The organism is Hymenobacter sp. UYAg731, from assembly GCF_054061335.1.
In genome coordinates this window covers 566,744-590,810 of record NZ_JBSSEC010000003.1, presented here as the reverse complement: position 1 = coordinate 590,810, position 24,067 = coordinate 566,744, and the positions used below count along the sequence as shown (strand labels likewise).

Sequence of the window (24,067 nt, the reverse complement as noted above, 5' to 3'; positions counted from 1 at the left end):
GGCTCTTCCGCTGCCGCACCTTATGGCTACCCCCGCCAAACGCACCATCGAACCACTGCTGGAGGGCTTGGCCGGGCGCATTGCCCGGCGCGATGCGCCGCCCGTGGTCACCTACTCCGACCCGTACGAGCCCGGCCAGTTTCATGCGCGCCTGATGGCGGCGCTGGAGCCGCTGGTGCCCCACAGCAACGGGCGCGGCAACGATACCCAGGCCCGCATGATGACCTGCTTCCTGCGCAACGAAACCCAGACCGGCTGCGAGATGGCCGCCGCCGCCAGCATCGAGCGGGTGGCTGGCAGCCGCGCCCACAACGCCCTCGTGGCGGTGGGGCTGCTGACGTGGGAGCGCATCGGGCCACGCCGCCAGTACCGCCTCAGCCGCTGGGGCGAGGATTGGTTGCTGGCCATCGGCCGCTGCGAAGTGCCGCCGGCGCGGCCCACAGCGTAACGGTGCTAGTAGGTCTATATTCGACTCTGCAGACGCTTTTTACCCCCTCCATGCAACCGTTCTTACTGCTTGGCTCGCTTCAGCCTATTGCCAACTTTTTAGGCGTCGCCGGGCTGGTAGTGGGGGGCTTACTGGTCTATCTGGCGGCGGGGCTACGCAAAGCGAATGTCTCGAATAGCAGCTTCAGCAACTTTCTGGCGCTGATGATGAGTGTGGCTGCCGTAGTCATTTTCATCGGGGTAGCTTTCTTGTTGTTTGGCGACTGGTCATAATTGCACCCTACGCCGGGCGCACTGGCCGCTTCTCCAGAATGAGGCGGGTGCGGTGCTCGTAGAGGCCCATTTCGAGTCCTACGGGGAAGGTGTGGGGGTTGAGGAAGCGGCGCACGCCGGGGTCTAGGCTCTGCACTTCGCGCTGGGCAAGGGCGCGGCTTTCGGCCAGGGTGGGCAGGTCGAGTACGCGGCGGCCGCGCCGGAATACAGGCTCCAGCAGCTCGCGGTACTGCGTTTCGGGCCGGATGGGCAGGCGGCGGGTGCTGTCGGCCGGGTCAATCAGCATGAGGTGGTTGGGCAGATGCTCGGCCGTGTTGTAGAGCATGTCGGCGCGGGGCTTGCCGTGCTCGTTCAGGTAGCGGCGCACCTGCAAAATACCGGGGATGCTGGTTTTGGCCACCTGCTCGGAGAGCTTGATGGTGAAATCCCAGCCCGAGTCGTCGGCCTTGCGCAGGGCGGCCAGCTTGTACACGCCCCCCAGGGCGGCCTGGTTGTAGGCCGTCACGAGCTGCGTGCCCACGCCCCAGGTATCGATGCGGGCGCCCTGCTGCTTGAGGCTGGTGATGAGGTTTTCCTCCAAATCGTTGCTGGCCACGATGCGCGTTTCCGTGAAGCCGGCCTCGTCCAGCACCGCCCGCGCCTCCCGGCTGAGGTAGGCCAAATCGCCCGAATCGAGTCGGATGCCGGCCAGCTCATGGCCCCTGGCGCGCATGTCCCGCGCTACGTGAATGGCCTGCCGCACGCCCTCCAGCGTGTCATACGTATCCACGAGGAACACCGAATCGTCGGGAAACGCCTGGGCGTAGGCCGAGAACGCCTTGATTTCATTCTCAAAGGCCATCACCCAGCTGTGGGCGTGGGTGCCGCGCACCGGAATGCCGTAGCGCTGTCCGGCCAGCACGTTGCTGGTGGCATCGCCGCCGCCCAGGTAGGCCGCCCGGCTGGCTCCCAGGCCCCCGTCGAAGCCCTGGGCGCGGCGCAGGCCAAACTCCAGAATCTGGTCCGTCGGCCCGGCCGCTTCGCGAATGCGGGCGGCTTTGGTGGCTACCAGCGTCTGAAAGTTGATGAGCGTGAGCAGCGCCGTTTCCAGCAGCTGGGCTTGCAGCAGCGGCCCGCGCACCCGCATAATGGGCTCGTTGCCGAACACCACGGTGCCCTCTGGCATGGCATCAATGTCGCAGGTAAACTTCAGCTCGCGCAGGTAACGCAGGAAGTCGGGCGGGAACATTACCCCGCCCTTGCTGCCCCGCAGGCTGCCGAGATATTCCAAATCATCGTCTGAGAATTTCAGGTTCTCCACCCAGTCCACGGCCAAGGCCAGCCCGGCTGCTACCGCGTAGCCCCCCTGAAACGGGGCCTTGCGGAAGTACAGGTGAAACACCGCTTCCCGGTCCTGCAGGCCCTGCTGCCAGTAGCCGTAGGCCATCGTGAGCTGGTATAAATCGGTGACGAGGGCGAGCGAGGGCGCGTAGAGGCCGGAGAGGGGGGCAGCATTCATACCACGAAATAACAGCGAAACGACGCATTCGCTTACGGCCCGGCGGCCATTACGGCCCGAGTGGCCGCCGCGCCGGCATCGGCGGGGCCGCATTACCTTGCCGGCCAAATGAGTAAAAAGAAGACAAAAAGCCCGCGCTTCATGAACTGGGCGCGGACTATGGACGTGCGCTGGCGGCTGGCCCTTGCCTTAATAATCGGCGTGGCGGCGGCGCTGCTGGCCCCGCACCTACTGGGCACGCTGGCCCGCGTGGTGGTGGGCTGGGTAGGCTTCGCCGCCACCGACCTGGCCCTGATACTCACGGGCATGTGGCAGGCCGACACCGACGACATCCGCCGCGTAGCTGCCTCCGAGGACCTGCCGCGCACCCAGGCTTTCGTGCTGGTAGTAGGCGCGGCCATGGCCAGCCTGGGCGCGGTAGTGGGCCTGATGGGCTCGCTCAAAGGCATCTCGAAAGACCTACGCGAGGTACACGTAATTCTCAGCGTAGCCGCCGTGGTACTGGCCTGGATGCTGGTACAGCTTGTGTTCACGCTGCGCTACGCCCACACCTACTACAATGCCGACGAAGATACCGGCCACGACACCGGCGGCTTGGTATTTCCCGACGACCAGGGCCAGGACCAGGACTCCAAACTCACGCCCAATTACGTGGATTTTGCCTACTTCTCCTTCGTCATCGGCATGACGGCCCAAACCGCCGACATCGGCATCGGCAACCGCGAGCTGCGCCGTGCGGCCCTGCTGCACGGCCTCATTGCCTTCATCTTCAACACCGTCATCGTGGCCCTCACCATCGGCACCCTCGGCGGAATGCTGAATTAACGGTTAACGGTTAGTGGAACCACACTAACCGTTAACCGTTAACTACTAAGAAATGAGCCCCCGGCCCACGGCCAGCTTGATGAGGGCGGCGGTGTTCTTGGCCTGTGTTTTGGCGATGATGTTCTGGCGGTGGGTTTCGATGGTGCGCTTGCTGGTGAAGAGCTTATCGGCGATTTCGCCGTTGGTCATGCCTTCGGCGATGAGCTTGAGCACCTCCAGCTCGCGGGCCGTGAGGTCGGCCCCGGAGTGGCCTTCGGCCGCCGCATCCTCGGTGCTGCTGCGTTGGGCCACGGCCTTGTAAAGCATGTTCAGGCCGATTTCAGTGCATAAAAATGGGTTTCCCGTCGCCACGGTCCGAATGGCATGCGTGATTTCGCTGATGGCCGCGTTTTTGAGCACATAGCCCAGCGCGCCGGCTTCCAGCATGCGGGCCACGTAGTTTTCGTGGTCGAGCATGGTGAGCACCAGCACGCGCACCTCGGGGAAGCGCTGGCGCAGCTCCGGCATGGTGGCAAAGCCGTCGAGCACGGGCATCTGCACATCCATCAGCACCACGTCCACGGGCGTGGTTTCGAGCAGGGCCAGCACCTCGGCTCCGTTGCTGGCTTCGCCCACTACCTCCAGGTCGGGTTCGGCAGAAAGAAGGGCGCGGATGCCATCCCGCAGGATGGTGTGGTCATCGGCAAGCAGAAGTCTGGTCATAGCGGGAAGAGAGTTAGAACTAGCCAAAACGGCCGCCACGCCACAAGGTTGGCAGCATGCTATTGTACGTAATCCGAGGCTACGTATTTGTACTAAATCGTCCGGATTAAGCAGGCTTTTAGAAGGGATTTATACTGCTTTTGTTGCGTAGGTTATAGTTGAGCTTAGCAAAAACGGTAGTTTCGGGTTGATTATTCTCATTTTCTTGATTTGTAACCTGAGAATTTGATACCTTTCAGCAGCCTGCTCTCCCTTTTCCCCCGTTCATGATTCGTTTGCTACTCACCGATGGCAGTAGCCTGACCCGCGAGGAACTGCGCATTGGGTTGGGAGCTGCCATCGGCCTGGAAATAGTGGGCGAAGCCGCAACTGGCGAGGAGCTGCTGGCCCAGCTGCCCACGCTGAATCCCTCGGTGGTGCTGTTCGACCTGAGCCTGCCCGGCCCCGACCCCTTCGCGGTGCTGGTGGCCCTGCGCGAGCAGTACCCCCAGCTGCGCATCCTGGCGCGCGGCGAGCTCACTAATGAGCACTACGTGGCCCGGGCCTTCGATTTGGGGGCCAACGGCTACCTGCTCAAAACCTCGCTGCTGCCGGAGCTTTTGCACAGCCTGGGCACGGTGGCGGCCGGCCGGCCGTTTCTCTGCTCGGCCCTCGGCCTGGCCTTGCTAAACCGGCTGCACCTGGCCCGGCCCGTTGATGGCACCGCCGCCCGCCTGAGCCTGGGCCTGAGCAAGCGCGAGATGGAAGTGCTGAGCCTGGTGGCCGAAGGCTTCACCAACGCCGAAATCGCCCTGCGCCTGTTCACCAGCAAGCGCACCGTCGAAACCCACCGGCAGAACATCATGGAGAAAACCAAGACCCGCAACACCGCCGCCCTCATCAAGCTGGCCGCCCGCCAGGGCCTGCTGCCGGAATAGGGGAGAGTGTGAGCTGAAAACACGTCATGCAGCGCGCCACGAAGCATGACGCTTACTCACCGCCACTCTGTGCGGCGATGATGAACTCGGCCAACTCGCGGAAGCAGCCGTGGCCCCCGGCGGTCTGGCAATGAAAGTCGGCCACGGCGCGGGCAAAGGAAGTAGCATCGCCGGGGCAGGCCGAGAAACCGACCAGGCCCAGAATCTCCACGTCGTTGGTGTCATCGCCGATGAAGGCCACTTCCCCGGCCGCCAGGCCGGTGCGGGCCAGGATTTCGTGCAGGCAGGCGGGCTTGTCCTTGATGCCCAGGTGCAATTCCTCGATGCGCAGCTTGGCGGCGCGGGTACGCACCGAAGGCGACATTTCGCCCGTCATAATGCCCGTCATAATGCCGTGGCTGCGCAGGCGCTCCACGCCCATGCCGTCGCGGATATTGAAGCGCTTCATCTCCTCGCCCCGTTCGGAATAGTATACCCCTCCATCGGTCAGCACGCCGTCGCAATCGGTGAGAACCAGGCGAATGCGGCGAGCCCGGGCAGTGAGGTCGGATAATTTCATAAAGGCAAGGAAAAAAACGAATAAAGCAAGAGGCCCGAAAAGCCAAAACCGGCCTGGTGAGGCCAATAGGGCCGCAAGTTCGGCACGGAAAGCCAAAGTGAAAATTGTACCAAAAGTATAATTATACCGGACCGCGTACCTTAGCAGGAGGAATTACCTTTACCTGTATCCTATGAAGAATAAATTGACTATAAGCGCTGCCGTAGCCATTCTGTTTCCGATGGCAGCCTTTGGGCAGTCGCCCCACGAGGCGGTGGTAGCAGCCGAAATGGCATTTGCTGCCCAGGCTACGCAGACAAGTACGGAGGCCGCATTTCTGGCCAATAGTTCCCCCACAGCCCTGGTGACCGAGAACGGCAAGCTGGCCAACGCCCAGGAAGTGTGGCGCACGCGCCCCTCGCGCCCCGGCAGCAAGCTGACCTGGTATCCGGTGCTGGCCGATGCGGCGCAGTCGGGCGACCTGGGCTACACCACCGGCCCCTGGACCACGCTGCAAAACAACCGTCCGGTGTCGGCCGGCGAGTACGTGACCGTGTGGCGCAAGCAACTGGATGGCCGCTGGAAATTTGCCGTGGATATGGGCATTGAGCGCATTGGGGCGGTGCCCGCGCAGGTGACCACCGTGGCCCGGCCCCACCTGATGGCCGCTGCCGCCACGCCCAGCACCGCGCCGTCCAACATCGTACTCGACGTCGACAGCAAGTTTGCCGCCGCCGAGCTCATGAAGCCCGGGGCCACCTACCAGCAGTACCTAAGCGCCGAAACCCGCCTGTACCGTTCGGGCCTGTCGATGATGCAGGGCGCGGCGGCCTCGGCCAACATGAAATCCATCGACGGGGGCTACCTCTTCATTGCCAATACCGGCTACCTGGCCGCCGCCGGCGATTTGGGCTACGTAGTGGGCTCGCTGCACCGCCCGGCCAGCACCAACCACCCCGAGGAAAACGGCACCTTCCTGCGCATCTGGCGCCGCGAAGCCGATGCCGGCTGGCGCATCGCGCTGGAGATGTTCAACTTCACGCCCGGCGCGGCCGAGGCTGCCGCCGCTGCCCCGGCCGCGCCGGCACCGGCGGTGCCGGCGGGCACTACCGGCCAGGTTCCGGCCAAGCGCGGCCAGTAGCGGCGGCAGCAAGCGGCAGCAAGCGGCAGCTTGCACTCAACCCAATCCCTGAAAAGCCCTCAGCGCGCCCCGGCGAGTTGGGGGCTTTTCTATGCGCCGAGTGTAAGGCTACGGCCCGCGCCGCGTCTGACCAGGCAAGGGAGGTGCTGGCCGCGTTTGCGTCCGGCGGCCTTCACGTCGGCTTTTTTCAGGTTGTCATGAAAGCATTAAGATGGTTGTTGGCCGTTCCGATATTGGGAAGTGCAGTGGCGTTGGTGCCGGCGCGGCCCGGGGCTCCAGCGCCCGGAGCCGGCCGGGTGCCGGTTATCGTGGAGCTTTTTACCTCCGAAGGTTGCTCCAGCTGCCCAGCCGCCGATGCGGCGCTACGTGAGCTGGAAAAAGCCCAGTCGGTGCCCGGCGCGGAGGTTATCGCGCTGGGTGAGCACGTCGATTACTGGAACCGGCTGGGTTGGAAGGACGGCTTCTCGGCCCCGGCCTATACCGCGCGGCAGCGGGAGTATGCTGCCGGTTTCGGCACGGGTTCCTACACGCCCCAGGCCGTGGTGAATGGCCGCTACGAACTGGTGGGCAGCCGCTCCGGCGATTTGGCCGCCGCCGTGGCCAAAGCTGCCAAAGTCCCGCAAGCGGCCGTGACGGTGGCCATGGCCGGCAGCACGGCGCAGGTGCGCGTGAGCAGCCTGCCCTCCGGCACGCCCGCCACCGAAGTGCTGCTGGCCATCACCGAAAGCGGCCTGGCCTCGCAGATTGGGCGGGGCGAAAACTCGGGCCTGCTGCTGCACCACGCGGCCGTGGTGCGCCAGTTGGTGCCATTGGGCCGGGTGGGGGCCGATGGCACCTTCGCGGCCAGCCCACCCCTGCAACTTGCCGCCAACTGGAAGCGCCCCAGCCTGCGGGCCGTGGTGTTGGTGCAGGAGGTGGCCTCGCGCCGCATTGTGGGCGCGGCCAGCGTAGCCGTCGGCAATGAGCAGTGAGCAGTTATCCGGGAAATTTAGGATACTTGCCGAATAACTGATACAGGCCTACTCACTCAGTGCAGTGTAATATTGCAGTGCGACCTTTGCCCACCCAGCCGTCGCCCCGCATGACCCCAACCACTCCTGTTCCGGCCCAATGGCCTGCCCGCTTCGGCGACGAGCTCTACCGCTTTGCCCTGAGCCGCGTCTCCGATTCGGAAATGGCCGAAGAGCTGGTGCAGGAAACCTTCCTTAGTGCGCTGGATGGCCTGGCCACGTTTCGGGCCGAGGCCTCGGAGCGCACCTGGCTGTTCGTGATTCTGCGCCGCAAAATTATCGACTACTACCGGCGGCAGGCCCGCGCCACCCACATCGGGCTGGATGAAGTCGGAGATGGCGGCCCCACCGAAGCCGACTTTTTCGTGCCCGAAAACGGCCACTGGACCGGCCCGCAGGCCCCCGCCAGCTGGCTCCGGGCCGATGCCGCCCTGGAGCAGCAGGAACTGCACGACATTCTGCAACGCTGCCAGGACCGGCTGCCGCCGCAGCAAGGGGCCGTGTTTGCCCTGCGTTTCGTGGAGGAATTATCGGCCGAAGAAATTTGTCAGGAGCTGGGCTTGAGTTCGGCCAACTACTGGGTTATCGTCCATCGGGCCAAGCTTCAACTCCGCCGCTGCCTCGAGAAACACGGCCTAGGCAAAAACTAACTATCCTATCCGCTATGCTACGACTTATCACCTGCCAACACGCCACCTTGCTTATCGAGCAGCAGGCCGGCCACGCCCTGGCCCGCGAGCAGCGCGCCAGCCTGTGGCTGCACCTGCGCTACTGCCCCTACTGCAACCGCTACGCCAAACAAACCGTGCTGATTGCCCAGTGGGCACGCGCTTCGGCCGCCACCCGCGCCACGGCCGGCCCAATGCTTTCGGAAGCGGCCAAGGAACGGATGCGGGAGCGGCTGACCGCAGCCGGGTAACATTCTGCCATTGCGAGTGGAGTGTAGCCAACGAAGCTCAACGTCGCTAATGCTTCCTGTGCTCAGCGGCGCGCCAACTGATGTGCCAGCACCAGTTTATTGCCAAAAAGCCCCGACGCTATTCCAGCGTCGGGGCTTTTTACCTTTAAAGCGCTTTCTGCATCGATAAAACAGCATTAGCAACGCTGAACTTCGTTGGCTGCATTGCGCTCGCAACTGCAAATGGCACCTATGCGCCCGTTGGGGCGAGGCGCACCACCAAGCCATCGGTGCGGGGCGTGAGGCGAATCTGGCAGCTCAGGCGGGAGCCTTCATGCACCACGGGCAAGGTTTCGAGCATGTCGAGCTCGGCATCTTCGGGCTCGGGCAGGGCGGGGCCGGCCAGTACCTCAACGTGGCAGGTGGCGCACAGGGCCATGCCGCCGCAGGTGGCTTGAATGTCGTAGCCGCTGGCTTTCAGCAGCTCCATCAGGCTCAGGCCCATGTCGGTAGGGCCGATGAGCTCCGTGCGCTGGCCGGGAGCCTCTTCGACGTAAATACGGATGTCTTCTTCCATGTGGTGATTTGAACTTGGATACTTTGGACAAAAGAACGTCATGCTGAGCGGAGCCGAAGCATCTCTACCGCGATAGTAAATCAATTACTTGCGCGGTAGAGATGCTTCGGCTCCGCTCAGCATGACGTGCTGTGTTGCCAGATTACATGCTGGGAGCCCCGTTCACGGTCGTGTACTTCAGGGTGTACTTTTTGTCGGGGAAAATGTATTTGAATGCGCCCTGGCACATCAGCGCGGCCTCGTGAAAGCCGCAAAGGATGAGCTTGAGCTTGCCGGGGTAGGTGTTGATGTCGCCGATGGCGTACACGCCGGGCAGCGAGGTGCTGTAGTCCACGGTGTTCACCTTCACGGCATCATTCTCGATTTCCAAGCCCCACTCGCCGATGGGGCCGAGCTTGGGCGTGAGGCCAAATAGCGGAATGAAGCAGTCGAGCGGGACGGTTTCGGCCTCGCCGTTATTGCCGGTGATGGTCACTTCCTTCAGCTCGCCGTTGCCGTGCAGGTGCGTCACGTTGGAGCTAAGCACGAGCTTGATTTTGCCGGCTTCATGCAGCTTCTGCACTTTCTCGGCCGAGTCGGCCGCGCCACGGAAAGTGGTGCCACGATGCACGAGCGTGACATCCGAAGCCACATTGGCCAGGAAATTGGTCCAGTCAAGGGCCGAGTCGCCGCCGCCGGCAATCACGATTTTCTTGTTGCGGAAGTGCTCGGGGTCGCGCACCATGTAATGCACGCCTTTGCCGCCTTCGAAATGCTCCAGGTTTTCCACGGCTGGCTTGCGGGGCTCGAAGGAGCCCAGGCCGCCGGCAATGGCTACGGCTTTGCAGTGAATTTCGGTGCCGTCGGTGGTGAATAGCTGGAAGGAGCCGTCGTCGAGCTTTTCGAACTTTTCAACCCGCTCGCCCAGCGTGAAGGTGGGGTGGAAGGGCTCAATCTGCTTCATCAGATTGTCGACCAGGTCGCCGGCCAGGATTTCGGGGAAGCCCGGAATGTCGTAAATCGGCTTTTTGGGATAAATCTCGGAGAGCTGGCCGCCGGGCTGCGGCAGGGCATCAACAACGTGGCAGCGGAGCTTGAGCAAGCCCGCTTCAAAAACTGCAAACAGACCGACCGGGCCGGCGCCGATAATGCAGATATCGGTGGAAATGGTGTTGGACATAAATGCGGTAAGTGCCTTTAACCGGGCGTCGGCTTTGAAGCGGCCACAACGTAGGAGGCCGTTGGCGCAAAGGTACGGGTCGGGGTTGGGGCGGCCAATCGGCCGCTCGTTTTATAACAGCCCCGGCCCCCAAAACGTTGGCTCGAAAGTCGTTAATCTAGCCCTCAGCCACCAGCTCGTCCAGAAACTTATCGGCCTCCCAGAGGTCGGTGAAGATGCGCCGGGGCCGCTCGGGCGTCGATTCTTCATGGGGGTGGGCCTTGCCAGGGGCGTACACCGTGGCAATCAGGCGCAGGCCCCGGCCGTTGAGCATTTGCTGAACCTGCGCAAAAAGCTCGGCCAGCGGCTCCGATATCTCCGATAGCTCGGTCATATCGCTCAGAATGGTGAAGCCGGGGCGCACGGCATCAAGCGCCACCTGCCAGTCGTGGAGGTATTCGGGCAGGGCGTGGGCCTGGGCCAGCTCGGCGAAGTGCTTGTAGAAGATGCGGTTGCGGCCCGGCTCGGCGGTAATCTGGTATTCGGGGCGAAAGGCAATGAGACGCATAAGCGGCACGGGGAAAAAGGAGCAGACAGGCCAATGACGCGCCGCGCGGCGGCCAGAAGAAACAACTACGGAAAGCAGCGAACTTTGGTCGGCGGCAAAAGGGCACGTACCACCAGCCGGTTGCCTGCGTTTAATGGCCTGGTTTTCGGCCGGCGGGTAGTTCGCTGCGTAATGCCTATACTTCGCCCCAAAACATAGCCTAGCGTTTCTTCTATGCCGATTTTCGATTTCGTGGGTGTGCCCGCGCCGCGTCTGTTTCGTTGTTTCCGGCTCGCCGGCCTGTTTTTGGGGACAATTTCACTGCTGACCGCCTGCGGCTCGGAGCCGGCCGAAACCACTGCCGCCAAGCCCGGTAAAGGAGCAAAAGCCACTGCCGGAATGCCCGCCAGCGCCGAGGCCGCGCCGCTGCACGTCAGCATTTTTCTGGAATATTCGGGCGGCATGAAAGGCTTCGTGCCGCGTGGCGGGGCCGACAAGCCGGCCACTGAATTCCAAAAGCGCATCGGCGCGCTCATCACCGAAACCCAGGTGAACGGGGCGGTGGCCGAGCGCAAATATTATCTCTGCGAAAACGCCGCGCCCCGGCCCGTGAAGTTCGAGCAGCTGCGCGACGTGGTGCAGGGCGAAGTGAGCCAAGCCGCCCTCGGCACCGAGCTGCCCCAGATGCTGGAAGGAATCCTGAACCGCCCCAAAGCCGGGGAGGAGGTGAGCGTGGTGATTTCGGATTTTATCTATGGCCCGGCCCGCAAGTCGGATTTCTCGCAGCTGCCGAATTTGATTCGCACCTCCATCGCGCCCGTGAGCCGGCAGCAACTGGCCGTGGCGGTGTTCGGCGAAACCTCCCATTTCTACGGCAGCTACTTCCCGGCCGTGAAAACGCCGGTGCAGAAGCGCACGCTCAATGGCGAGAAAGTGCCTTACTATGTGTGGGTTATCGGCCCGCCCGCGCAGGTGGCCCGCTACGCGGCTGAGGTATTCAAAAATGCCCCGGCTCAGCAGGCATTTTTTGGGTTGAAAACCAGCACGCCGGCCTTCGCGCCGCTCCTCACTAAGCTCACGGACCCGAAATTAAAGTCGAGCGGCGGCACGGTGTACGCCGAAAACAACGGCCTGACCCTGAACCCTTCCGACGACCCGGTGGACTTTTCGGTGGGCCTGGATTTGAAGGAATTGCCCGTGGCCTGGCAGAATTCGTCATTTCTGGCCCAACATCTGCAGGTGCGCCTGCCCAACGGCCAGGCCAGCCTGCTGCCCAATTCGGTGCGCCCGCTCACCGATGAGGAGCAGAGCGGTCAGCCCGTGCTCGCGCCCTACACCCACGTAGTGCGCCTGCGGGTGAGCAAGCTGGCCAGCCCCACGGCCACGCTCACCGTGAGTTTGCCCGCTCCGGAAACGCCGGCCTGGGTTTCGGCCTGGAGCACGACCAACGACAATACGCCCACGCCCCGCACGTTTGGCCTCGACCAAATCCTGGCCGGCATACGTCAATCGTATCCAACCACGCTGCCCGCCGTATTTACGGTTCAGCTTCCGCTCAAAAGTGACAAATGAGATTTTAGAACTTAGAGCGTAGAACCAAGAACTTAGAATTCCAGGATTCGACCTCTTTTTTTCTAAGCTCTGAGTTCTTGGTACTAAGCTCTAAACCCCTTTTTTCAACCTATGCAAACCTTCTTCACCAGCCTGTACTCGGCGCTGATTTCCATTTTTCAAAGCCAGCGCCCCGCCGATTACGGCTTGTATAAAACGGATTTGTTCTCGCTTGTAGGCTGGAGCACGCTGGGCGTGAGCCTGTTGCTGGTGCTGGCGTTCTACTACGTGTTCAACTCGGCCCTGCGTACCGGCATGTTTCGCACCCCGCACTGGGCCCTTACGCTGGCGCTGGCTGCCGGGCTGGGCGTATTTCTGGCCAATAGCCTCAGCAAAAGCCACGGGGCGGAAGTGAGCAGCTATCTCGGCTACTTCGTGGTTGTCAATATGCTGGTAGCAGCCTTGTGGTTTCTGCTTTTTTCGGTGCTGCTGAAGCGGTGGAGCACGTATGCCCGCACCACGCCGTTTGTAGGACCGTTCTAACGATGTAGCGCGAAGCTTCAGCTTCGCGTACCGGCTGCGCCAGTAGCGCCGCCCGCAAGTACTCTAAAGCCGTTCAATGACCCGCGAAGCTGGAGCTTCGTGCTACTTCTCAATGCTATGTCCAAACTATTCATTTTTGCCGTGGGCGGCACAGGGGCTCGCGTGCTGCGCTCCCTCACCATGCTGCTGGCATCCGGGGTTCGCATTCCGAACTGCGACCAAGTGGTACCCGTCCTCATCGACCCTGATACCCAGAACGGCGACGTGACCCGCACCGTGGCCCTGCTCAAGCGCTACGCCCGCATCCACGAAGCCCTGTACGGCGACGGCCAGAAGGAAAAAACCGGCTTCTTCAGCCAGCCCATGAACACGCTGGCCCACCTCAACACCAGCGGCGGCGGCGAGGAGTTGCGCGACTCGTTCGTGTACGATTTCGGCGGCATCAGCCAGCCCTTCCGTGACTATCTGAAGTACAACGACCTCTCGGTGGAAACCCAGGGGCTGGTCGATTTGCTCTTCACCCAGGACAGCCTCGCGGCCAACCTCGACGTGGGCTTCCGGGGCTCGCCCAACGTGGGCTCGGTGGTGCTGAACGCCGTGGTGCAATCCAAGGAAATGCGCTACCTCGCCCAAAGCCTGCAGGACGGGGACCGGGCCTTCTTCATCAGCTCGATTTTTGGCGGGACGGGCGCGGCCGGCTTCCCGCTGCTGGTGAAAAACCTGCGCGACGCCAACTCCCCGCTGGCCCACCCCGAAATCCGCCGCCGCCTCAAAGCCGGCGCGCTGGTGATGCTGCCGTACTTCAAATTGCAGGACCCATCGGCGGATGAGAAGTCGGCCGGCCAGGATTTCATCGATTCGAATACCTTCATCACGAAGACGAAAACGGCCCTTTCGTACTACGCCGATAACCTGAAAGGGCTGGAGGCCATGTATTACCTTGGCGACCAGCCCGGCCAGCCGCTGGCCAACCACCCTGGCCGCGCCGAGCAGCGCAACCAGGCCCACCTGCTGGAACTGCTGGGCGCGCTGGCCGTGCCCCACTTCATGGAAGTGCCCGACAACCAGCTCGATGGTAACCAGCCCCTCTACCACGAGTATGGCCTGAAAGCCGACACTACCGATATCGACTTCGGCCAGCTACCCACCGAGATGCGCCAGGAAGTGGCCCGCCCGCTCATCCAGCTGCACTACTTCGCCCGCTACTTTCTCAAGCACACCCCCGACGACGCCAAAGCGCCCTACTACGAAGCCGGCGACTTGGCCGCCCAACTGCGAAACAACCGCGCCCTACGCGAGCTGACCGACTTCTTCGGCGACTACAACGAGTGGCTGCGCGAGCTGGGCGTGAACCAGCGCCGCTACACGGCCATCCGCGCCGATGAGGTTGATTTTAATAAAATGGTGAGCGATAAGACCGTGGAAACCGGCATTTTCAGCAAAGGCATCACGCCCGGCTTCTTCCGCGATGAGCTAACGAAGGCGGTGGGGAAGGCGACGCTGAGCAACCCGACGGAGAATGAGGCGCTGCGCTGGGTGGTGAAGGCCTTTGAAGAGGCGACGGGCGAGATTCTGGACAAGAAGCTACAGTATTCCTAAGCGCCCAAACAATTTATTTCTGGTATATCAAAGAACGTCATGCTGAGCGCAGCCGAAGCATCTCTACTGCGCAAGTAATCATTTAATATTGAGGGGGTATGCTTCGGCTGCGCTCAGCATGACGTGCTGATTTCGACTATAAATCAAAACATGGCTAAAATCCTGCGACTACACGACACCGGCTCCAGCACCCATGAGGGCTGGGGGCCGACTGGTAAAATCGGCCCCCATGAAGTGGAGCGCCTGCTCGACCCGCAAGGTGGCCGCGCCGCCAAGGTGGCGGTTTCGATTCCTTCCCCCTTCGCCCGCATGCACTTGGTGGAGACGGCTTTGCGCTTCGTGACGCAGGGCGGCGTGAGCCAGGATTCAGTGTATCATCAGCTCGTCAGCCACTTCTGGGACGTGTGGGAGATGGTGTTCAACTTCCACCAGCGCAAGCTGGCCAGCCAGCGCCTGCAAATCCGGGCCTGGCGCAAGGACGAGGAGCTGGCCAAACTGCGCGCCAACCCCGCCACCCGCCCGCTGGCCGACGTGCTGAGTTTGTACCTCGACGGCCGCTTTGCGAAGCTGTCGGAGATGCACCTCATCTACTTCCCCGGCGCGAATGGCGTACCGCAGCTCATTGGGGGCACTTCGCCCCTCACGCTGTTTTTCCCGGCCCCGAATGTGAAGCCGCTGCCGGTGCAGCGTCCGCAGGGGGGGGGCTATTATTTTGATAACCAATACGTGCCGTTGGCCAACCGCGAAGCCGCGTTCCGCGACTACGTGTACCAGGAGTTCGTGGGCGACCCGGCTCTGACGACGATGGCCCCGCTGGTGCGCGACACGCTGGACCGCGGCCAGTTGCAAAAATGGGCGATGGATGGCACCGCCAGCCTGAGCAATTTCCCCATCCTCACCGACGCCTCGAACAACCAGATTGACGTGGCCGGCGTGCTGCTGCGTGTGCGGCCCGACGAGGGCACCGTGCGCGGTTCCGACTTGTTCATCCGGCCCACGCGGGCTGGGGTAGCGGGGCCGCTGCCGATAGTGCTGCGCCCTGGTTTGAAAGCGGTGGGCAAGAAGTATTACAACGAAACGCTGTTTGCCGATAGCGGCGCGACCGTGCCTGCCGCCGATGCGCGCCCGCTAAAGGAGCGCACGCTGCCCGGCCCGGAGCTGCCCTACCCATACCTCACGGTGAACGACCTGCTGGAAGAAACCCTGCTGGCCGTGCCCTACGAGGTGGACGAAACCCGTTTTTTCGTTGGCAACCTGAAAATTGCGCCCGGCTTTCGGCCTAGCAGTTGGCCGCTGCTGCCCATTAAGCCCGCGTATTTCGACTACTTCACGCAGCAGGATTTGGCCGAGCACCTCACCATGGAGCTGGAATCGGCCTGCATCCGGGTGAAGCTGCGGATACCGGTGAGTGGCGGTGACTATGTTGATTATGAGCGCGCTTACTACGATAACCCGCAGGGCGAGGGCATGGGCCGCCTGCGCGTGACCAACGTGGCGCTGTCGGTTTTCCCGTTCGTGAAAGTGGCCGATGCGCCGCAGTTCAACGACTTCTACAAGGTCATGCTGGTGGATGCCAATAACATCGACCCGAGCATGGTGACCAAGAAGGTCGACCTGAAATTCTGGGCCAACGGCCACCAGCTCAGCGAAACCGGCACCGACCAGAGTGCCACTCGCTACGAGCGCACCCCCAAAACCAGCCAGGACGAAGGCAGCACCTATTTCGAGATACGCGGCACCCATTTCGACTACCTCGAAGTGCTGAACCCGGCCCCGGCCGAGGGCCGTGCGCTCATCATCCCACGCTGGCCCGAGCAGCGCCAGGGCACCAAGGAGTACCGTTTTGCCATCGACTTCGGAACTACGAACACCCATGTGGCCATGCAGGACAGTCCCGGCCAGGAGCCCAAGCCCTTCAGCTTCGGCCTGAGCGATACGCCGGTGGCTTTGCTGAAAAAAGCTACCGCCGAGCCCGACCGCAGCGCCTACGAGCGTCTGTACCGCGGCATCGACGACGACCCGGCCAACTTCGTGCAAATCAAGCGCTGGCAGCAGTACCAGGAGCGCGAATTCGTGCCCCCGATTATCGGGGCCGACAGTTCGCCCTACGCCTTCCCGGCCCGCACCGCCACCTACGAGGCGGCCAACTACGCCACTCAGGAGCTAAGCGTGCTCGGCAACATCAACGTGGCTTTCGGCATCATCACCGAGGAGCAGCGCCGGCCCAACTATCACACCAATCTGAAGTGGGATAATTCGCTGAACATCGCCACTACCAACCGCGTGCGGGCGTTTTTCAAGGAAATCCTGTTGCTGTGCCGCGCTAAGGTGGCCCTGAACGGCGGCAACCTCGCAGCCACGCAAATCACTTGGTTTGCCCCGCTGAGCTTCTCGACCTATCAGCGCAACCTGTACCAGCGCGAGTGGGACACCTTGTTCCACGACGTGTTCAAGACGACCAACTCCATGCCCTGCATGGTGGAGTCGACCGCGCCGTACTACTACCTCACCCGCCGCAATATCGTGACCCTGGGACCGGGCGAAAACGCGGCCTTCATCGACATCGGCGGCGGCACCACCGACGTGCTGCTCTACGCCGACCGCAAGCCGGTGCTGAGCACCTCGTTCCGCTTCGCCGGCAATGATTTGTGGGGTGATGGCGGGGCCGAAGTACGCGGCTCGAAGGACAACGGCCTCGTGCGTTTCGGCGTGGCCGGTGTGCAAAGCGCGGTGCTGAGCCCCGCCGCCCGCCGGGCCCGCGAATACGTGCTGGTGGCCGAAGGAACCGATAATTTCGGCTCCGAAGATGTGGCCAGCTTCCTGTTCAACTACGACCAATTGCTGGGCTTCAGCGAGCGGCTGTTGCGGGCCGAGCACCTGCGCGTGCTGTTCTACCTGCACTTCGGCGCGCTGATTTACCATGTGGCGCAGGTGACGGTGGCCAACGGCCAGCAGCTGCCGCGCTACCTGTGCTTCACGGGGCGCGGCAGCCTCTACGTGCGCCTGCTGGCGGCCGGCTCCAACCTGCAGCCGGTGGAAAAATTGGCCCGCCTCATCATGGAAAAAGCCACCGGCCAAACCGTGCCGACCGACTTCCGCATTAAGCTGGCTGACGACCCCAAGCAAACCACGGCCAACGGCGGCGTGCTTGCCACCGGCCAGATTCCGCAGGACCCGCCCCTGGTGCGCCCCGTCGGCGTGCTGCCCGACCCCGAAAACCCGCTGGCTGACAAAGGTGAGCACCACCTCGAAGCCACGGCCGTGACCGACGAAATCAAGCAGGCCGTGTTGAATAACGCCCGCGCCTGTCTCAAGCTGCTGCTTGAAGACCCCGAGTTGAAACGGGTGCAGGCTGACCTGGGCGTGAAAAACGACCAGGGCCTTGTGATGAGCACATTGGAGCGCAGCCTCGGCGACTCCTTCAATCTCTACCGCCAGCAGTACGCCGACGTACTCCGCGACGGTGATACCGTGCCCGAAACGCTGTTCTTCCTGCCGTTCAAAAACGCCCTGTATGAGCTATCCAAGGTGCTTCACGATGCGCAGCCGCTCAACTAGTTACATGGCGGGCTCGGTGAGCCTGCTCAAGCCGGCCGGCTGCCCGCGTAAGGGCAGCCGGCTGTTGCTGCTACTCTTGCTGCTGGGGCTGCTGAGAGGTAGCCTAGCCGCGTGGGCGCAGCCGCCGGCGGGCACTGCGGTGCCTAAGTTGAAGGCTGCTGACACGGTCGGTTTGGCAAAGGACAGTGGAGGCAGCGTCCGCGTATCGGCCAGCGCTGCGTTGGCTGCTAAGGAGCCGGCTGCCAGCGCTCCCACTACACGAGCCCCGGCCGATACGGTAGCTGCTCCCGGCGCAGTTGTGCCAGCTGCCGCGCCGGCTTCCAATTGGTCCACGATAGTGAGCGTGCTGTTTGGGGTGGCGATTGGTGTGCTGGGTGCTTGGCTGTGGGCGCGCCGCAATTCGGGGCCATCCCGCCCGGTGCCCCAGGCGGGTGATACCCGGCCCGTGCCTTCGCCCGCAGAAGGGCAGAAAAAGCCCGTCCAGAATGTATGGAAATCCCCGCCGTCGCCGGCTGCACCATCTACTGCCGCGTCTGATTCTTCGGCTCCAGGAGTGGCTCCCAGTACCCCGGTGCCTGAGAAAACGGCCCGCAACGTATCAGTACAGTCGATGCGTGAGGCGCAGGGAACTGCCTCCAAAACCTCGAATAAGCCAACGGGGAGCAGTAAGAAGAACAAGCCGAATTTTAATTCCCGCCCGTCGGCCGCCGATACCCCGCCCGGGGGCTGGCCGCCGGTGCCCCACCGCTCCGCCACTATGAATCCGAACGCGCCAACCCCGCCACTGCCCGGCAACGACCAGCCGCTTGAAACCGGCCAGACCATCGAGTGGGCCGCGCCCACTTCCACGCCGCCCGCCATTCAGGAAATGATTGCAGCTTCTGAGCCTGCCGCCGCAGCTTCGGAAGCTGCCTCCGATACCTCGGCCAGCGCCCCTGCGGCCTCCAACGGCCCGCTACACTACTATGCGCCGGCTCCCGACGTGCCCAGCATCGAACACCGCAAGCTCAGTCCCCACCCGCTGCCGCAGATGCCGCTGCTCATCACGCTGCCCCACGCGGCGGCCGAAACGGCGCAATTCTCGTTCAGCCCGCAGGCCGACCAGTCGCGCATTATCGGCAACGGCGTGCGCGAGCTGAAGGAGTTTTTTCAGTTTGAGCTGCCGCCCACTGAGCAGTTCACCACCATCAAAAACCTGACGCCCGGCCGGCTTGAAAAGCGCGATGACGCCTGGCACGTCGTGCAGAAGGCGGAAATCGCGCTGAGTTAGGTGTAAAACACATATTTGCGTCTCGTCTTTAAATATTGATTGTTGAATGAGGACCGCGCCCGTTTTCCAGCGGCGCGGTTTTCGTCGTTCAACGACGAGACGCAAATATGCCTCCCTACCTTCGCCGTAAATCCTAGCTATGCTCCTAATTGAAATCCTTCTCATCCTGGCGCTGGTGGCCTGGCAGGCGCTGGTGTTCCTGCGCAACCGCCAGCTGACCAGTCAGGTGCAGGCCATGTACCCGCTGGCGGGCGCGGTAGCCGTGCAGCCCATCACGTTCACGGCTGCGCAGCCCGAAAAGAATTTTGATATCCAGTACGATGCCCTCATCACCCGTGATGCCTCGCCGGAGTTCGGCCAAATAATTACCGATACCAACGAGTACCTGCTGAACAACCGGGGTGCGGCGGCTGATTTTGGTATCCTGAAAGACATTTCCGAGCGCCACGCCGAGGCGCTGGATGAAGAGATTCAGGCCCAGATTGCCACGCCGCTGTATCTGGGTTTGCTGGGCACGTTTACGGGGGCCATTCTGGGCTTGCTGGCGCTGGTGGGCAACCCCTTTGCCAGCGTGGTGGCGGACCCGGCGAAGGATACGTCGTTCAGCAATACCGACGTGCAGCATTTTCTCGGTGGCGTGCTCATTGCCATGATTGGCAGCCTGTTCGGCCTCGCCTTCACGCTGGCCGGCAACCAACTGTTGAAACAGGCCCGCGCCGTGCGCGACCGCAACAAAAATGCCTACTACACCTTCCTGCAAAAGGCCCTGCTGCCCAAGCTGAACTCCGACATGCAGGCTGGGATGAGCAACCTGAAATCGGTACTTGATTCGTTTAATACGGAGTTCTTCAGCCAGATTCAGAACGATTTTTTCAGCAAGATTCACGAATTCACGCCGCTCATCGCCAGCATCACTGAGAACGTGAGCGTGCAAAAGAATTTCCTGGAGCAGCTGGAAAAAATCGGCTATTCGGAACTGGCCAATGCCACCATCAAAGTGTTTGATAGGGTGGATGAAAGTGCTCAGACTTTCGAGAAATTCCTGGGCTACCAACAGGCCCTCAACACCACCGTAGTTCACAGCAATGAGGCCGCCCAGACCATTGGCGCGCTGCTCAACCGCCTTACTGCGCTGGAGCAGGGCCTCGCCAGCGTGCCGCAATACTTGCAGCAGCACGACGATGCGCTACGCCAGCAGGTAGCGTTTTTCAGCCAGCACGGCAAGCTGCTGGCCGACCTCGGCGCACAAATCCGTCAGGGTGTGAGCGAGGGCGTGCATCGCATGGATGCCGAGCTGGATGGCCGCCTGCAGGAGTTGCAAAAGGAAGCTAGTGCCGCCCACGAGCAATGGCAGCAGCATTTCCGCCGCCTCAACGAGAACAACGTTTACCAGAAAATCACCGAGTACCTTAATCCCTTCACCCAACTCCCGGCTCAGCAAAAGGACCTCAATGTGCTGCAAGAGCGCCAGGCAACCCAAACGGCCCAGGCCATGCAACGCCTGGAGGGCCGCCTGCTGGTCGATTCCCAGCTCCAGCAGCAGCTGCTGCTGCAAGTGGACCGGACGAACAAAGTGCTGGAAGAGCTGACCAAACCGAACTGGTTTCAGCGCACCGTGCTGGGCAAGAAGTAGCCGTTCACCTCACCACCCCCGGCACCTTTCAGAAGAGGGGAGCCAGACGACTATCAAGCCAGCTTACCATTGAAGTGAAGGCGGAAATAGAGAATCGACTACAAAATCCGAAAAACCCGCTAAAATCCGTGGTCTATGAAAGAGAGCCGAGACTTTTTCTGGCCCAGCTACGTGGACCTGATGACGGCCCTGTTCCTCATCATGCTCGTGCTGTTCGTGCTGGGTTTCAAGCGCTCCAACGACAAGCAGCGTGTGAATGAACGCCTGATTTCGGAGCTGAAAGTGCAGGTAGCAGAGAAACGTAAGCTCGATGAAATCAAAGCCGCCCTTAAGCGTCTTGAAAGCAATTACTTCGAGTACAACCCCACTTACAAGCGATACGAGCTGAAATTTCCGGTCACCTTTGCGCCCAAGAGCGACGTGCTGCCCTACGAGGCTCAGACCCCACTCGTAAAAGCCGGCCGCTTCCTGCTGAGCGAGATGCAGTCGATAAAAAACGACGACAACGTGCAGTACCTCATCGTGGTGGAGGGCCGCGCTGCCAAAGACCTGCGCTATCCCGCCAACGACCCGCACAACCTCGATGGGCCCGCCGTGCGCCAACTGAGCTACAGCCGGGCGCTGGCTGTGATTCGGCTCTGGGAGGAGGCGGGACTGCGGTTTCCGGCTAATTTAGAGGTGGTAGCGGCGGGCAGCGGCTTCCGTGGGGCCGGCCGCTACACCGGCAGCCAGGAGGCGCTTAATAAGCGCTTTATCATCCAGATTCAGCCCAAGATTGGGTCGATTGGGAAGTAGAGATAAAAGTTCATGCCGAGCGTAGCCGAGGCATCTGGCTCGCATTATTGGAAGGTGGAGTTGCTACCCCACGCAAGATGCTTCGGCTACCCTCGGTATGATGTTCTGTCGTTCGTTCTAATTCCTCAAAATCTCCTCAATACCCGCCAGTTCCTCCCCACTGAATGCCAGATTCTCCAGGCACTTTAGCGAGTCATCCAGTTGCTCAGGTTTACTGGCCCCGATGAGGACGGAGGTTACCCGCTCGTCTTTCAGCAGCCAGGAGAGGGCCATTTGGGCGAGGCTTTGGTTACGGGTTATTGCCAGGTCGTTGAGACGGCGGACTTGGTCAAGGCGTTCGGGGGTGAGGTTGGTTTCGGTGAGGAAGCCCACGCCTTTGGCCACCCGGGAGTCGTCGGGGATGCCGTGTAGGTATTTGTCGGTCAACAAACCCTGGGCCAGGGGCGAGAACGGGATGCAGCCCACGCCTTCGTCACCCAGCAGGTCGAGCAGGCCGCCTTCTACCCAGCGCTCAAACATGGAATACTTGGGCTGGTGGATGAGGCAGGGCGTGCCCAGCTGGCGCAACAGGGCGAAGGCTTCGGCGGCCTCGGCGGGCTGGTAGTTGCTCAGGCCCACGTAGAGGGCCTTGCCCTGGCGCACGATGAGGTCGAGAGCGGCCATGGTTTCGGCCAGGGGCGTATCGGGGTCGGGGCGGTGGTGATAGAAGATGTCGACGTACTCCAGGCCCATGCGCTTCAGGCTTTGGTCGAGGCTGGAGACGAGGTATTTCTTCGAGCCCCACTCGCCGTAGGGTCCTTCCCACATGTAGTAGCCGGCCTTAGATGAGATGATTAATTCATCACGGTGGGCGTGGAAATCCTCGCGCAGGATGCGGCCGAAGTTCTCCTCGGCCGAGCCGGGGGGCGGGCCGTAGTTGTTGGCCAGGTCGAAGTGGGTGATGCCACGGTCAAAAGCACGATGCAGGATGGCGCGGGAGTTGGCGAGCAGGTCCACATCGCCGAAATTGTGCCACAGACCGAGGGAGAGGGCCGGCAGTTTCAGGCCGCTGCGGCCGCAGCGGCGATAAGTCATGGCTCGGTAGCGGGCGGGGCTGGGCTGGTACGGCATGTTGGTTGGAGAAACTGGTGGACGTCTGTCGTTGCGAGTGGAGCGCAGCGGAACGCGGCAACCCATCCTCCCATTGTGACCAGCCCTTGAGTTGTGATGAGGTCTAAATCCTCCGACAATAATAAGCCCTGACGCCGTCGCGGGCGTCAGGGCTTAGCATATTAGTGGGCTGGTTGCGAAAAACAGAACAGATTGCTGCGCTGCGCTCGCAATAACAGGCCCGCTCCCTAGCAAACTAGGGCCGGCGGTTGATGGCGTTCAAATCCTCAAACGCCGTTTTCAAACGCGCCGAGAACGTCTCTTCGCCCTTGCGCAGCCACACGCGCGGGTCGTAGTACTTCTTGTTGGGCGAGTCGGCCCCGCCGGGGTTGCCAATCTGGCCTTGCAGGAAGCCTTCGTTCTTCACATAGTAGTCCTTGATGCCTTCCCACAGCGCCCATTGCAGGTCGGTGTCGATGTTCATCTTGATGGCCCCGTAGCTGATGGCCTCGCGGATTTCCTCCTGGCTGGAGCCCGAGCCGCCGTGAAACACGAAGTCGATGGGCAGGGCTTCGGCGATGTTGTGCTTCTGGCGCAGAAACTCCTGGGAGTTGTGCAGAATCTTGGGTTGCAGCTTCACGTTGCCGGGCTTGTACACGCCGTGTACGTTTCCGAAAGCGGCCGCGATGGTGAAGCGCGGGCTGATTTCGCTCAGCTGTTCGTAGGCGTAGGCCACTTCCTCTGGCTGGGTGTAGAGCTTGCTGGAATCCACGTCGGAGTTGTCCACGCCATCTTCCTCGCCGCCGGTTACGCCGAGTTCAATTTCGAGCGTCATGCCGATTTTGGCCATGCGCTCCAGGTAGCGCTTGCAGATTTCGATGTTCTCCTCAATCGGCTCCTCCGACAGGTCCAGCATGTGCGAGCTGTAGAGCGGCTGGCCGTGCTGGGCAAAGTATTTCTCGCCGGCATCGAGCAGGCCGTCAATCCAGGGCAGGAGCTTTTTGGCGGCGTGGTCGGTGTGCAGAATCACAGGCACATCGTACAAGGCAGCCATCAGATGGACGTGCTGGGCCCCCGAAATGCCGCCCGCAATGCTGGCCTGCTGCTGGCCGTTGGGCACCGATTTGCCGGCGAAGAACTGCGCGCCGCCGTTCGAAAACTGAATGATAACCGGCGAGTTCACCGCCTTGGCGGTTTCAAGCACGGCGTTCACGGTGTTGGTGCCGGTCACATTTACGGCGGGCAGGGCGAAGCCGTGGGCCTTGGCGTGCTGGAAGAGGGCCTGCACTTCGTCGCCGTGCAGCACACCGGCGCGCAGGCCGGTCAGGGTTTGGTCAGCCATAAGAAAAAAGCTATGCGGCGGGGCCGCGGTGGGAGGTGAAGCAGGTGAGCAAGCGGGCCACCAGCGGCGGCGGCCCCAACGGCAAAGTACGGGCGGCGCTGCCTAACCTGAAAGGTTTCGGCCAAACGAATGCGACTGCCGGCCCCGGACCCCCAAAAAAGAGGCCGACCGTTGCA

General features: G+C 62.0%; 24 protein-coding genes. 15 read left to right on the top strand and 9 right to left on the bottom strand.

Annotated features, from left to right (window positions below; all coding sequences use genetic code 11):
• Positions 1-22: 22 nt before the first annotated feature.
• Together ACVWYF_RS10640 and ACVWYF_RS10635 are read left to right on the top strand one after the other, a co-directional pair.
• Positions 23-448: a hypothetical protein gene (locus ACVWYF_RS10640; RefSeq protein WP_457067614.1), complete on the top strand. Its 426-nt coding sequence runs from the start codon at positions 23-25 to the stop codon at positions 446-448.
• A 50-nt stretch (positions 449-498) separates the two neighbouring features.
• A complete protein-coding gene (locus ACVWYF_RS10635; RefSeq protein ID WP_457067611.1) occupies positions 499-720 on the top strand; it encodes a hypothetical protein in 222 nt (73 codons plus the stop codon).
• 7 nt (positions 721-727) lie between these two features.
• Here ACVWYF_RS10635 and ACVWYF_RS10630 read toward each other — a convergent pair whose 3' ends face one another.
• Positions 728-2,218, bottom strand: coding sequence for a nicotinate phosphoribosyltransferase (locus ACVWYF_RS10630; RefSeq protein WP_457067609.1), 1,491 nt, complete (start codon positions 2,216-2,218; stop codon positions 728-730).
• 108 nt (positions 2,219-2,326) lie between these two features.
• Here ACVWYF_RS10630 and ACVWYF_RS10625 point away from each other — a divergent pair, with 108 nt between their 5' ends.
• The gene (locus tag ACVWYF_RS10625) at positions 2,327-3,043 is read left to right on the top strand and encodes a DUF1345 domain-containing protein (protein ID WP_457067607.1); all 717 of its coding nucleotides are present in this window, start codon (positions 2,327-2,329) and stop codon (positions 3,041-3,043) included.
• A 45-nt stretch (positions 3,044-3,088) separates the two neighbouring features.
• On the opposite strand, the gene ACVWYF_RS10620 is transcribed toward ACVWYF_RS10625, so the two are convergent.
• Positions 3,089-3,745, bottom strand: coding sequence for a response regulator (locus ACVWYF_RS10620; RefSeq protein ID WP_457067605.1), 657 nt, complete (start codon positions 3,743-3,745; stop codon positions 3,089-3,091).
• Positions 3,746-4,011: 266 nt separating this feature from the next.
• Here ACVWYF_RS10620 and ACVWYF_RS10615 point away from each other — a divergent pair, with 266 nt between their 5' ends.
• Positions 4,012-4,662, top strand: a complete 651-nt coding sequence (locus ACVWYF_RS10615; protein WP_457067603.1) for a LuxR C-terminal-related transcriptional regulator — start codon at positions 4,012-4,014, stop codon at positions 4,660-4,662.
• 52 nt (positions 4,663-4,714) lie between these two features.
• On the opposite strand, the gene ACVWYF_RS10610 is transcribed toward ACVWYF_RS10615, so the two are convergent.
• Positions 4,715-5,221: a KdsC family phosphatase gene (locus ACVWYF_RS10610; RefSeq protein WP_457067602.1), complete on the bottom strand. Its 507-nt coding sequence runs from the start codon at positions 5,219-5,221 to the stop codon at positions 4,715-4,717.
• Positions 5,222-5,393: 172 nt separating this feature from the next.
• Between ACVWYF_RS10610 and ACVWYF_RS10605 the strand changes: the two genes are divergently transcribed.
• The 4 genes from ACVWYF_RS10605 (at position 5,394) to ACVWYF_RS10590 (ending at position 8,270) form a co-directional block, all read left to right on the top strand.
• Positions 5,394-6,341 (top strand): hypothetical protein, encoded by a 948-nt coding sequence (locus tag ACVWYF_RS10605; RefSeq protein WP_457067600.1) that lies wholly within the window; start codon positions 5,394-5,396, stop codon positions 6,339-6,341.
• Positions 6,342-6,538: 197 nt separating this feature from the next.
• Positions 6,539-7,312 carry a DUF1223 domain-containing protein gene (locus tag ACVWYF_RS10600; protein WP_457067598.1) on the top strand — a complete coding sequence of 258 codons (774 nt, stop codon included), beginning with the start codon at positions 6,539-6,541 and terminating at the stop codon, positions 7,310-7,312.
• A gap of 110 nt (positions 7,313-7,422) precedes the next feature.
• Entirely contained in the window at positions 7,423-8,001 is a 579-nt protein-coding gene (locus tag ACVWYF_RS10595; protein ID WP_457067595.1) for a sigma-70 family RNA polymerase sigma factor, read from the top strand.
• Positions 8,002-8,015: 14 nt separating this feature from the next.
• Complete coding sequence (locus ACVWYF_RS10590; protein WP_457067593.1) at positions 8,016-8,270, top strand: hypothetical protein; 255 nt, start codon at positions 8,016-8,018, stop codon at positions 8,268-8,270.
• A gap of 229 nt (positions 8,271-8,499) precedes the next feature.
• Here ACVWYF_RS10590 and ACVWYF_RS10585 read toward each other — a convergent pair whose 3' ends face one another.
• The 3 genes from ACVWYF_RS10585 to ACVWYF_RS10575 form a co-directional block, all read right to left on the bottom strand.
• The gene (locus ACVWYF_RS10585) at positions 8,500-8,826 is read right to left on the bottom strand and encodes a 2Fe-2S iron-sulfur cluster-binding protein (RefSeq protein WP_210520191.1); all 327 of its coding nucleotides are present in this window, start codon (positions 8,824-8,826) and stop codon (positions 8,500-8,502) included.
• 142 nt (positions 8,827-8,968) lie between these two features.
• Positions 8,969-9,985, bottom strand: a complete 1,017-nt coding sequence (locus ACVWYF_RS10580; protein ID WP_457067591.1) for an NAD(P)/FAD-dependent oxidoreductase — start codon at positions 9,983-9,985, stop codon at positions 8,969-8,971.
• A 157-nt stretch (positions 9,986-10,142) separates the two neighbouring features.
• Positions 10,143-10,532 carry a hypothetical protein gene (locus ACVWYF_RS10575; RefSeq protein WP_457067589.1) on the bottom strand — a complete coding sequence of 130 codons (390 nt, stop codon included), beginning with the start codon at positions 10,530-10,532 and terminating at the stop codon, positions 10,143-10,145.
• 213 nt (positions 10,533-10,745) lie between these two features.
• Here ACVWYF_RS10575 and ACVWYF_RS10570 point away from each other — a divergent pair, with 213 nt between their 5' ends.
• The 4 genes from ACVWYF_RS10570 to ACVWYF_RS10555 all read left to right on the top strand — a co-directional run bounded on the left by ACVWYF_RS10570 (position 10,746) and on the right by ACVWYF_RS10555 (position 17,762).
• Positions 10,746-12,083 carry a hypothetical protein gene (locus ACVWYF_RS10570; RefSeq protein ID WP_457067587.1) on the top strand — a complete coding sequence of 446 codons (1,338 nt, stop codon included), beginning with the start codon at positions 10,746-10,748 and terminating at the stop codon, positions 12,081-12,083.
• A gap of 111 nt (positions 12,084-12,194) precedes the next feature.
• Positions 12,195-12,605 (top strand): hypothetical protein, encoded by a 411-nt coding sequence (locus ACVWYF_RS10565; RefSeq protein WP_457067585.1) that lies wholly within the window; start codon positions 12,195-12,197, stop codon positions 12,603-12,605.
• Positions 12,606-12,722: 117 nt separating this feature from the next.
• On the top strand, positions 12,723-14,204 hold the full coding sequence (locus ACVWYF_RS10560; RefSeq protein ID WP_457067583.1) for a hypothetical protein: 1,482 nt from the start codon (positions 12,723-12,725) through the stop codon (positions 14,202-14,204).
• A gap of 150 nt (positions 14,205-14,354) precedes the next feature.
• Positions 14,355-17,762, top strand: coding sequence for a hypothetical protein (locus ACVWYF_RS10555; protein WP_457067581.1), 3,408 nt, complete (start codon positions 14,355-14,357; stop codon positions 17,760-17,762).
• Here ACVWYF_RS10555 and ACVWYF_RS10550 read toward each other — a convergent pair whose 3' ends face one another.
• Positions 17,763-18,401 carry a hypothetical protein gene (locus ACVWYF_RS10550; protein WP_457067579.1) on the bottom strand — a complete coding sequence of 213 codons (639 nt, stop codon included), beginning with the start codon at positions 18,399-18,401 and terminating at the stop codon, positions 17,763-17,765.
• Between the two features lie 118 nt (positions 18,402-18,519).
• Here ACVWYF_RS10550 and ACVWYF_RS10545 point away from each other — a divergent pair, with 118 nt between their 5' ends.
• The 3 genes from ACVWYF_RS10545 to ACVWYF_RS10535 all read left to right on the top strand — a co-directional run bounded on the left by ACVWYF_RS10545 (position 18,520) and on the right by ACVWYF_RS10535 (position 21,460).
• Positions 18,520-19,032 carry a hypothetical protein gene (locus ACVWYF_RS10545; RefSeq protein ID WP_457067577.1) on the top strand — a complete coding sequence of 171 codons (513 nt, stop codon included), beginning with the start codon at positions 18,520-18,522 and terminating at the stop codon, positions 19,030-19,032.
• 139 nt (positions 19,033-19,171) lie between these two features.
• Positions 19,172-20,665, top strand: a complete 1,494-nt coding sequence (locus ACVWYF_RS10540) for a hypothetical protein (protein ID WP_457067575.1) — start codon at positions 19,172-19,174, stop codon at positions 20,663-20,665.
• 135 nt (positions 20,666-20,800) lie between these two features.
• On the top strand, positions 20,801-21,460 hold the full coding sequence (locus ACVWYF_RS10535) for a hypothetical protein (protein ID WP_457067573.1): 660 nt from the start codon (positions 20,801-20,803) through the stop codon (positions 21,458-21,460).
• 117 nt (positions 21,461-21,577) lie between these two features.
• Here the strand turns inward: ACVWYF_RS10535 and mgrA are convergent, their stop codons facing one another.
• Entirely contained in the window at positions 21,578-22,570 is a 993-nt protein-coding gene (gene mgrA, locus ACVWYF_RS10530) for an L-glyceraldehyde 3-phosphate reductase (protein WP_457067570.1), read from the bottom strand.
• Between the two features lie 235 nt (positions 22,571-22,805).
• Positions 22,806-23,891, bottom strand: a complete 1,086-nt coding sequence (gene fbaA / locus ACVWYF_RS10525) for a class II fructose-bisphosphate aldolase (protein WP_457067568.1) — start codon at positions 23,889-23,891, stop codon at positions 22,806-22,808.
• Positions 23,892-24,067 lie beyond the last annotated feature (176 nt).

Coding starts and splice junctions, on each gene's coding strand:
- ACVWYF_RS10640 (WP_457067614.1), top strand. CDS start 23: ATGGCTACCCCCGCCAAACGCACCATCGAACCACTGCTGGAGGGCTTG.
- ACVWYF_RS10635 (WP_457067611.1), top strand. CDS start 499: ATGCAACCGTTCTTACTGCTTGGCTCGCTTCAGCCTATTGCCAACTTT.
- ACVWYF_RS10630 (WP_457067609.1), bottom strand. CDS start 2,218: ATGAATGCTGCCCCCCTCTCCGGCCTCTACGCGCCCTCGCTCGCCCTC.
- ACVWYF_RS10625 (WP_457067607.1), top strand. CDS start 2,327: ATGAGTAAAAAGAAGACAAAAAGCCCGCGCTTCATGAACTGGGCGCGG.
- ACVWYF_RS10620 (WP_457067605.1), bottom strand. CDS start 3,745: ATGACCAGACTTCTGCTTGCCGATGACCACACCATCCTGCGGGATGGC.
- ACVWYF_RS10615 (WP_457067603.1), top strand. CDS start 4,012: ATGATTCGTTTGCTACTCACCGATGGCAGTAGCCTGACCCGCGAGGAA.
- ACVWYF_RS10610 (WP_457067602.1), bottom strand. CDS start 5,221: ATGAAATTATCCGACCTCACTGCCCGGGCTCGCCGCATTCGCCTGGTT.
- ACVWYF_RS10605 (WP_457067600.1), top strand. CDS start 5,394: ATGAAGAATAAATTGACTATAAGCGCTGCCGTAGCCATTCTGTTTCCG.
- ACVWYF_RS10600 (WP_457067598.1), top strand. CDS start 6,539: ATGAAAGCATTAAGATGGTTGTTGGCCGTTCCGATATTGGGAAGTGCA.
- ACVWYF_RS10595 (WP_457067595.1), top strand. CDS start 7,423: ATGACCCCAACCACTCCTGTTCCGGCCCAATGGCCTGCCCGCTTCGGC.
- ACVWYF_RS10590 (WP_457067593.1), top strand. CDS start 8,016: ATGCTACGACTTATCACCTGCCAACACGCCACCTTGCTTATCGAGCAG.
- ACVWYF_RS10585 (WP_210520191.1), bottom strand. CDS start 8,826: ATGGAAGAAGACATCCGTATTTACGTCGAAGAGGCTCCCGGCCAGCGC.
- ACVWYF_RS10580 (WP_457067591.1), bottom strand. CDS start 9,985: ATGTCCAACACCATTTCCACCGATATCTGCATTATCGGCGCCGGCCCG.
- ACVWYF_RS10575 (WP_457067589.1), bottom strand. CDS start 10,532: ATGCGTCTCATTGCCTTTCGCCCCGAATACCAGATTACCGCCGAGCCG.
- ACVWYF_RS10570 (WP_457067587.1), top strand. CDS start 10,746: ATGCCGATTTTCGATTTCGTGGGTGTGCCCGCGCCGCGTCTGTTTCGT.
- ACVWYF_RS10565 (WP_457067585.1), top strand. CDS start 12,195: ATGCAAACCTTCTTCACCAGCCTGTACTCGGCGCTGATTTCCATTTTT.
- ACVWYF_RS10560 (WP_457067583.1), top strand. CDS start 12,723: ATGTCCAAACTATTCATTTTTGCCGTGGGCGGCACAGGGGCTCGCGTG.
- ACVWYF_RS10555 (WP_457067581.1), top strand. CDS start 14,355: ATGGCTAAAATCCTGCGACTACACGACACCGGCTCCAGCACCCATGAG.
- ACVWYF_RS10545 (WP_457067577.1), top strand. CDS start 18,520: ATGAATCCGAACGCGCCAACCCCGCCACTGCCCGGCAACGACCAGCCG.
- ACVWYF_RS10540 (WP_457067575.1), top strand. CDS start 19,172: ATGCTCCTAATTGAAATCCTTCTCATCCTGGCGCTGGTGGCCTGGCAG.
- ACVWYF_RS10535 (WP_457067573.1), top strand. CDS start 20,801: ATGAAAGAGAGCCGAGACTTTTTCTGGCCCAGCTACGTGGACCTGATG.
- mgrA (WP_457067570.1), bottom strand. CDS start 22,570: ATGCCGTACCAGCCCAGCCCCGCCCGCTACCGAGCCATGACTTATCGC.
- fbaA (WP_457067568.1), bottom strand. CDS start 23,891: ATGGCTGACCAAACCCTGACCGGCCTGCGCGCCGGTGTGCTGCACGGC.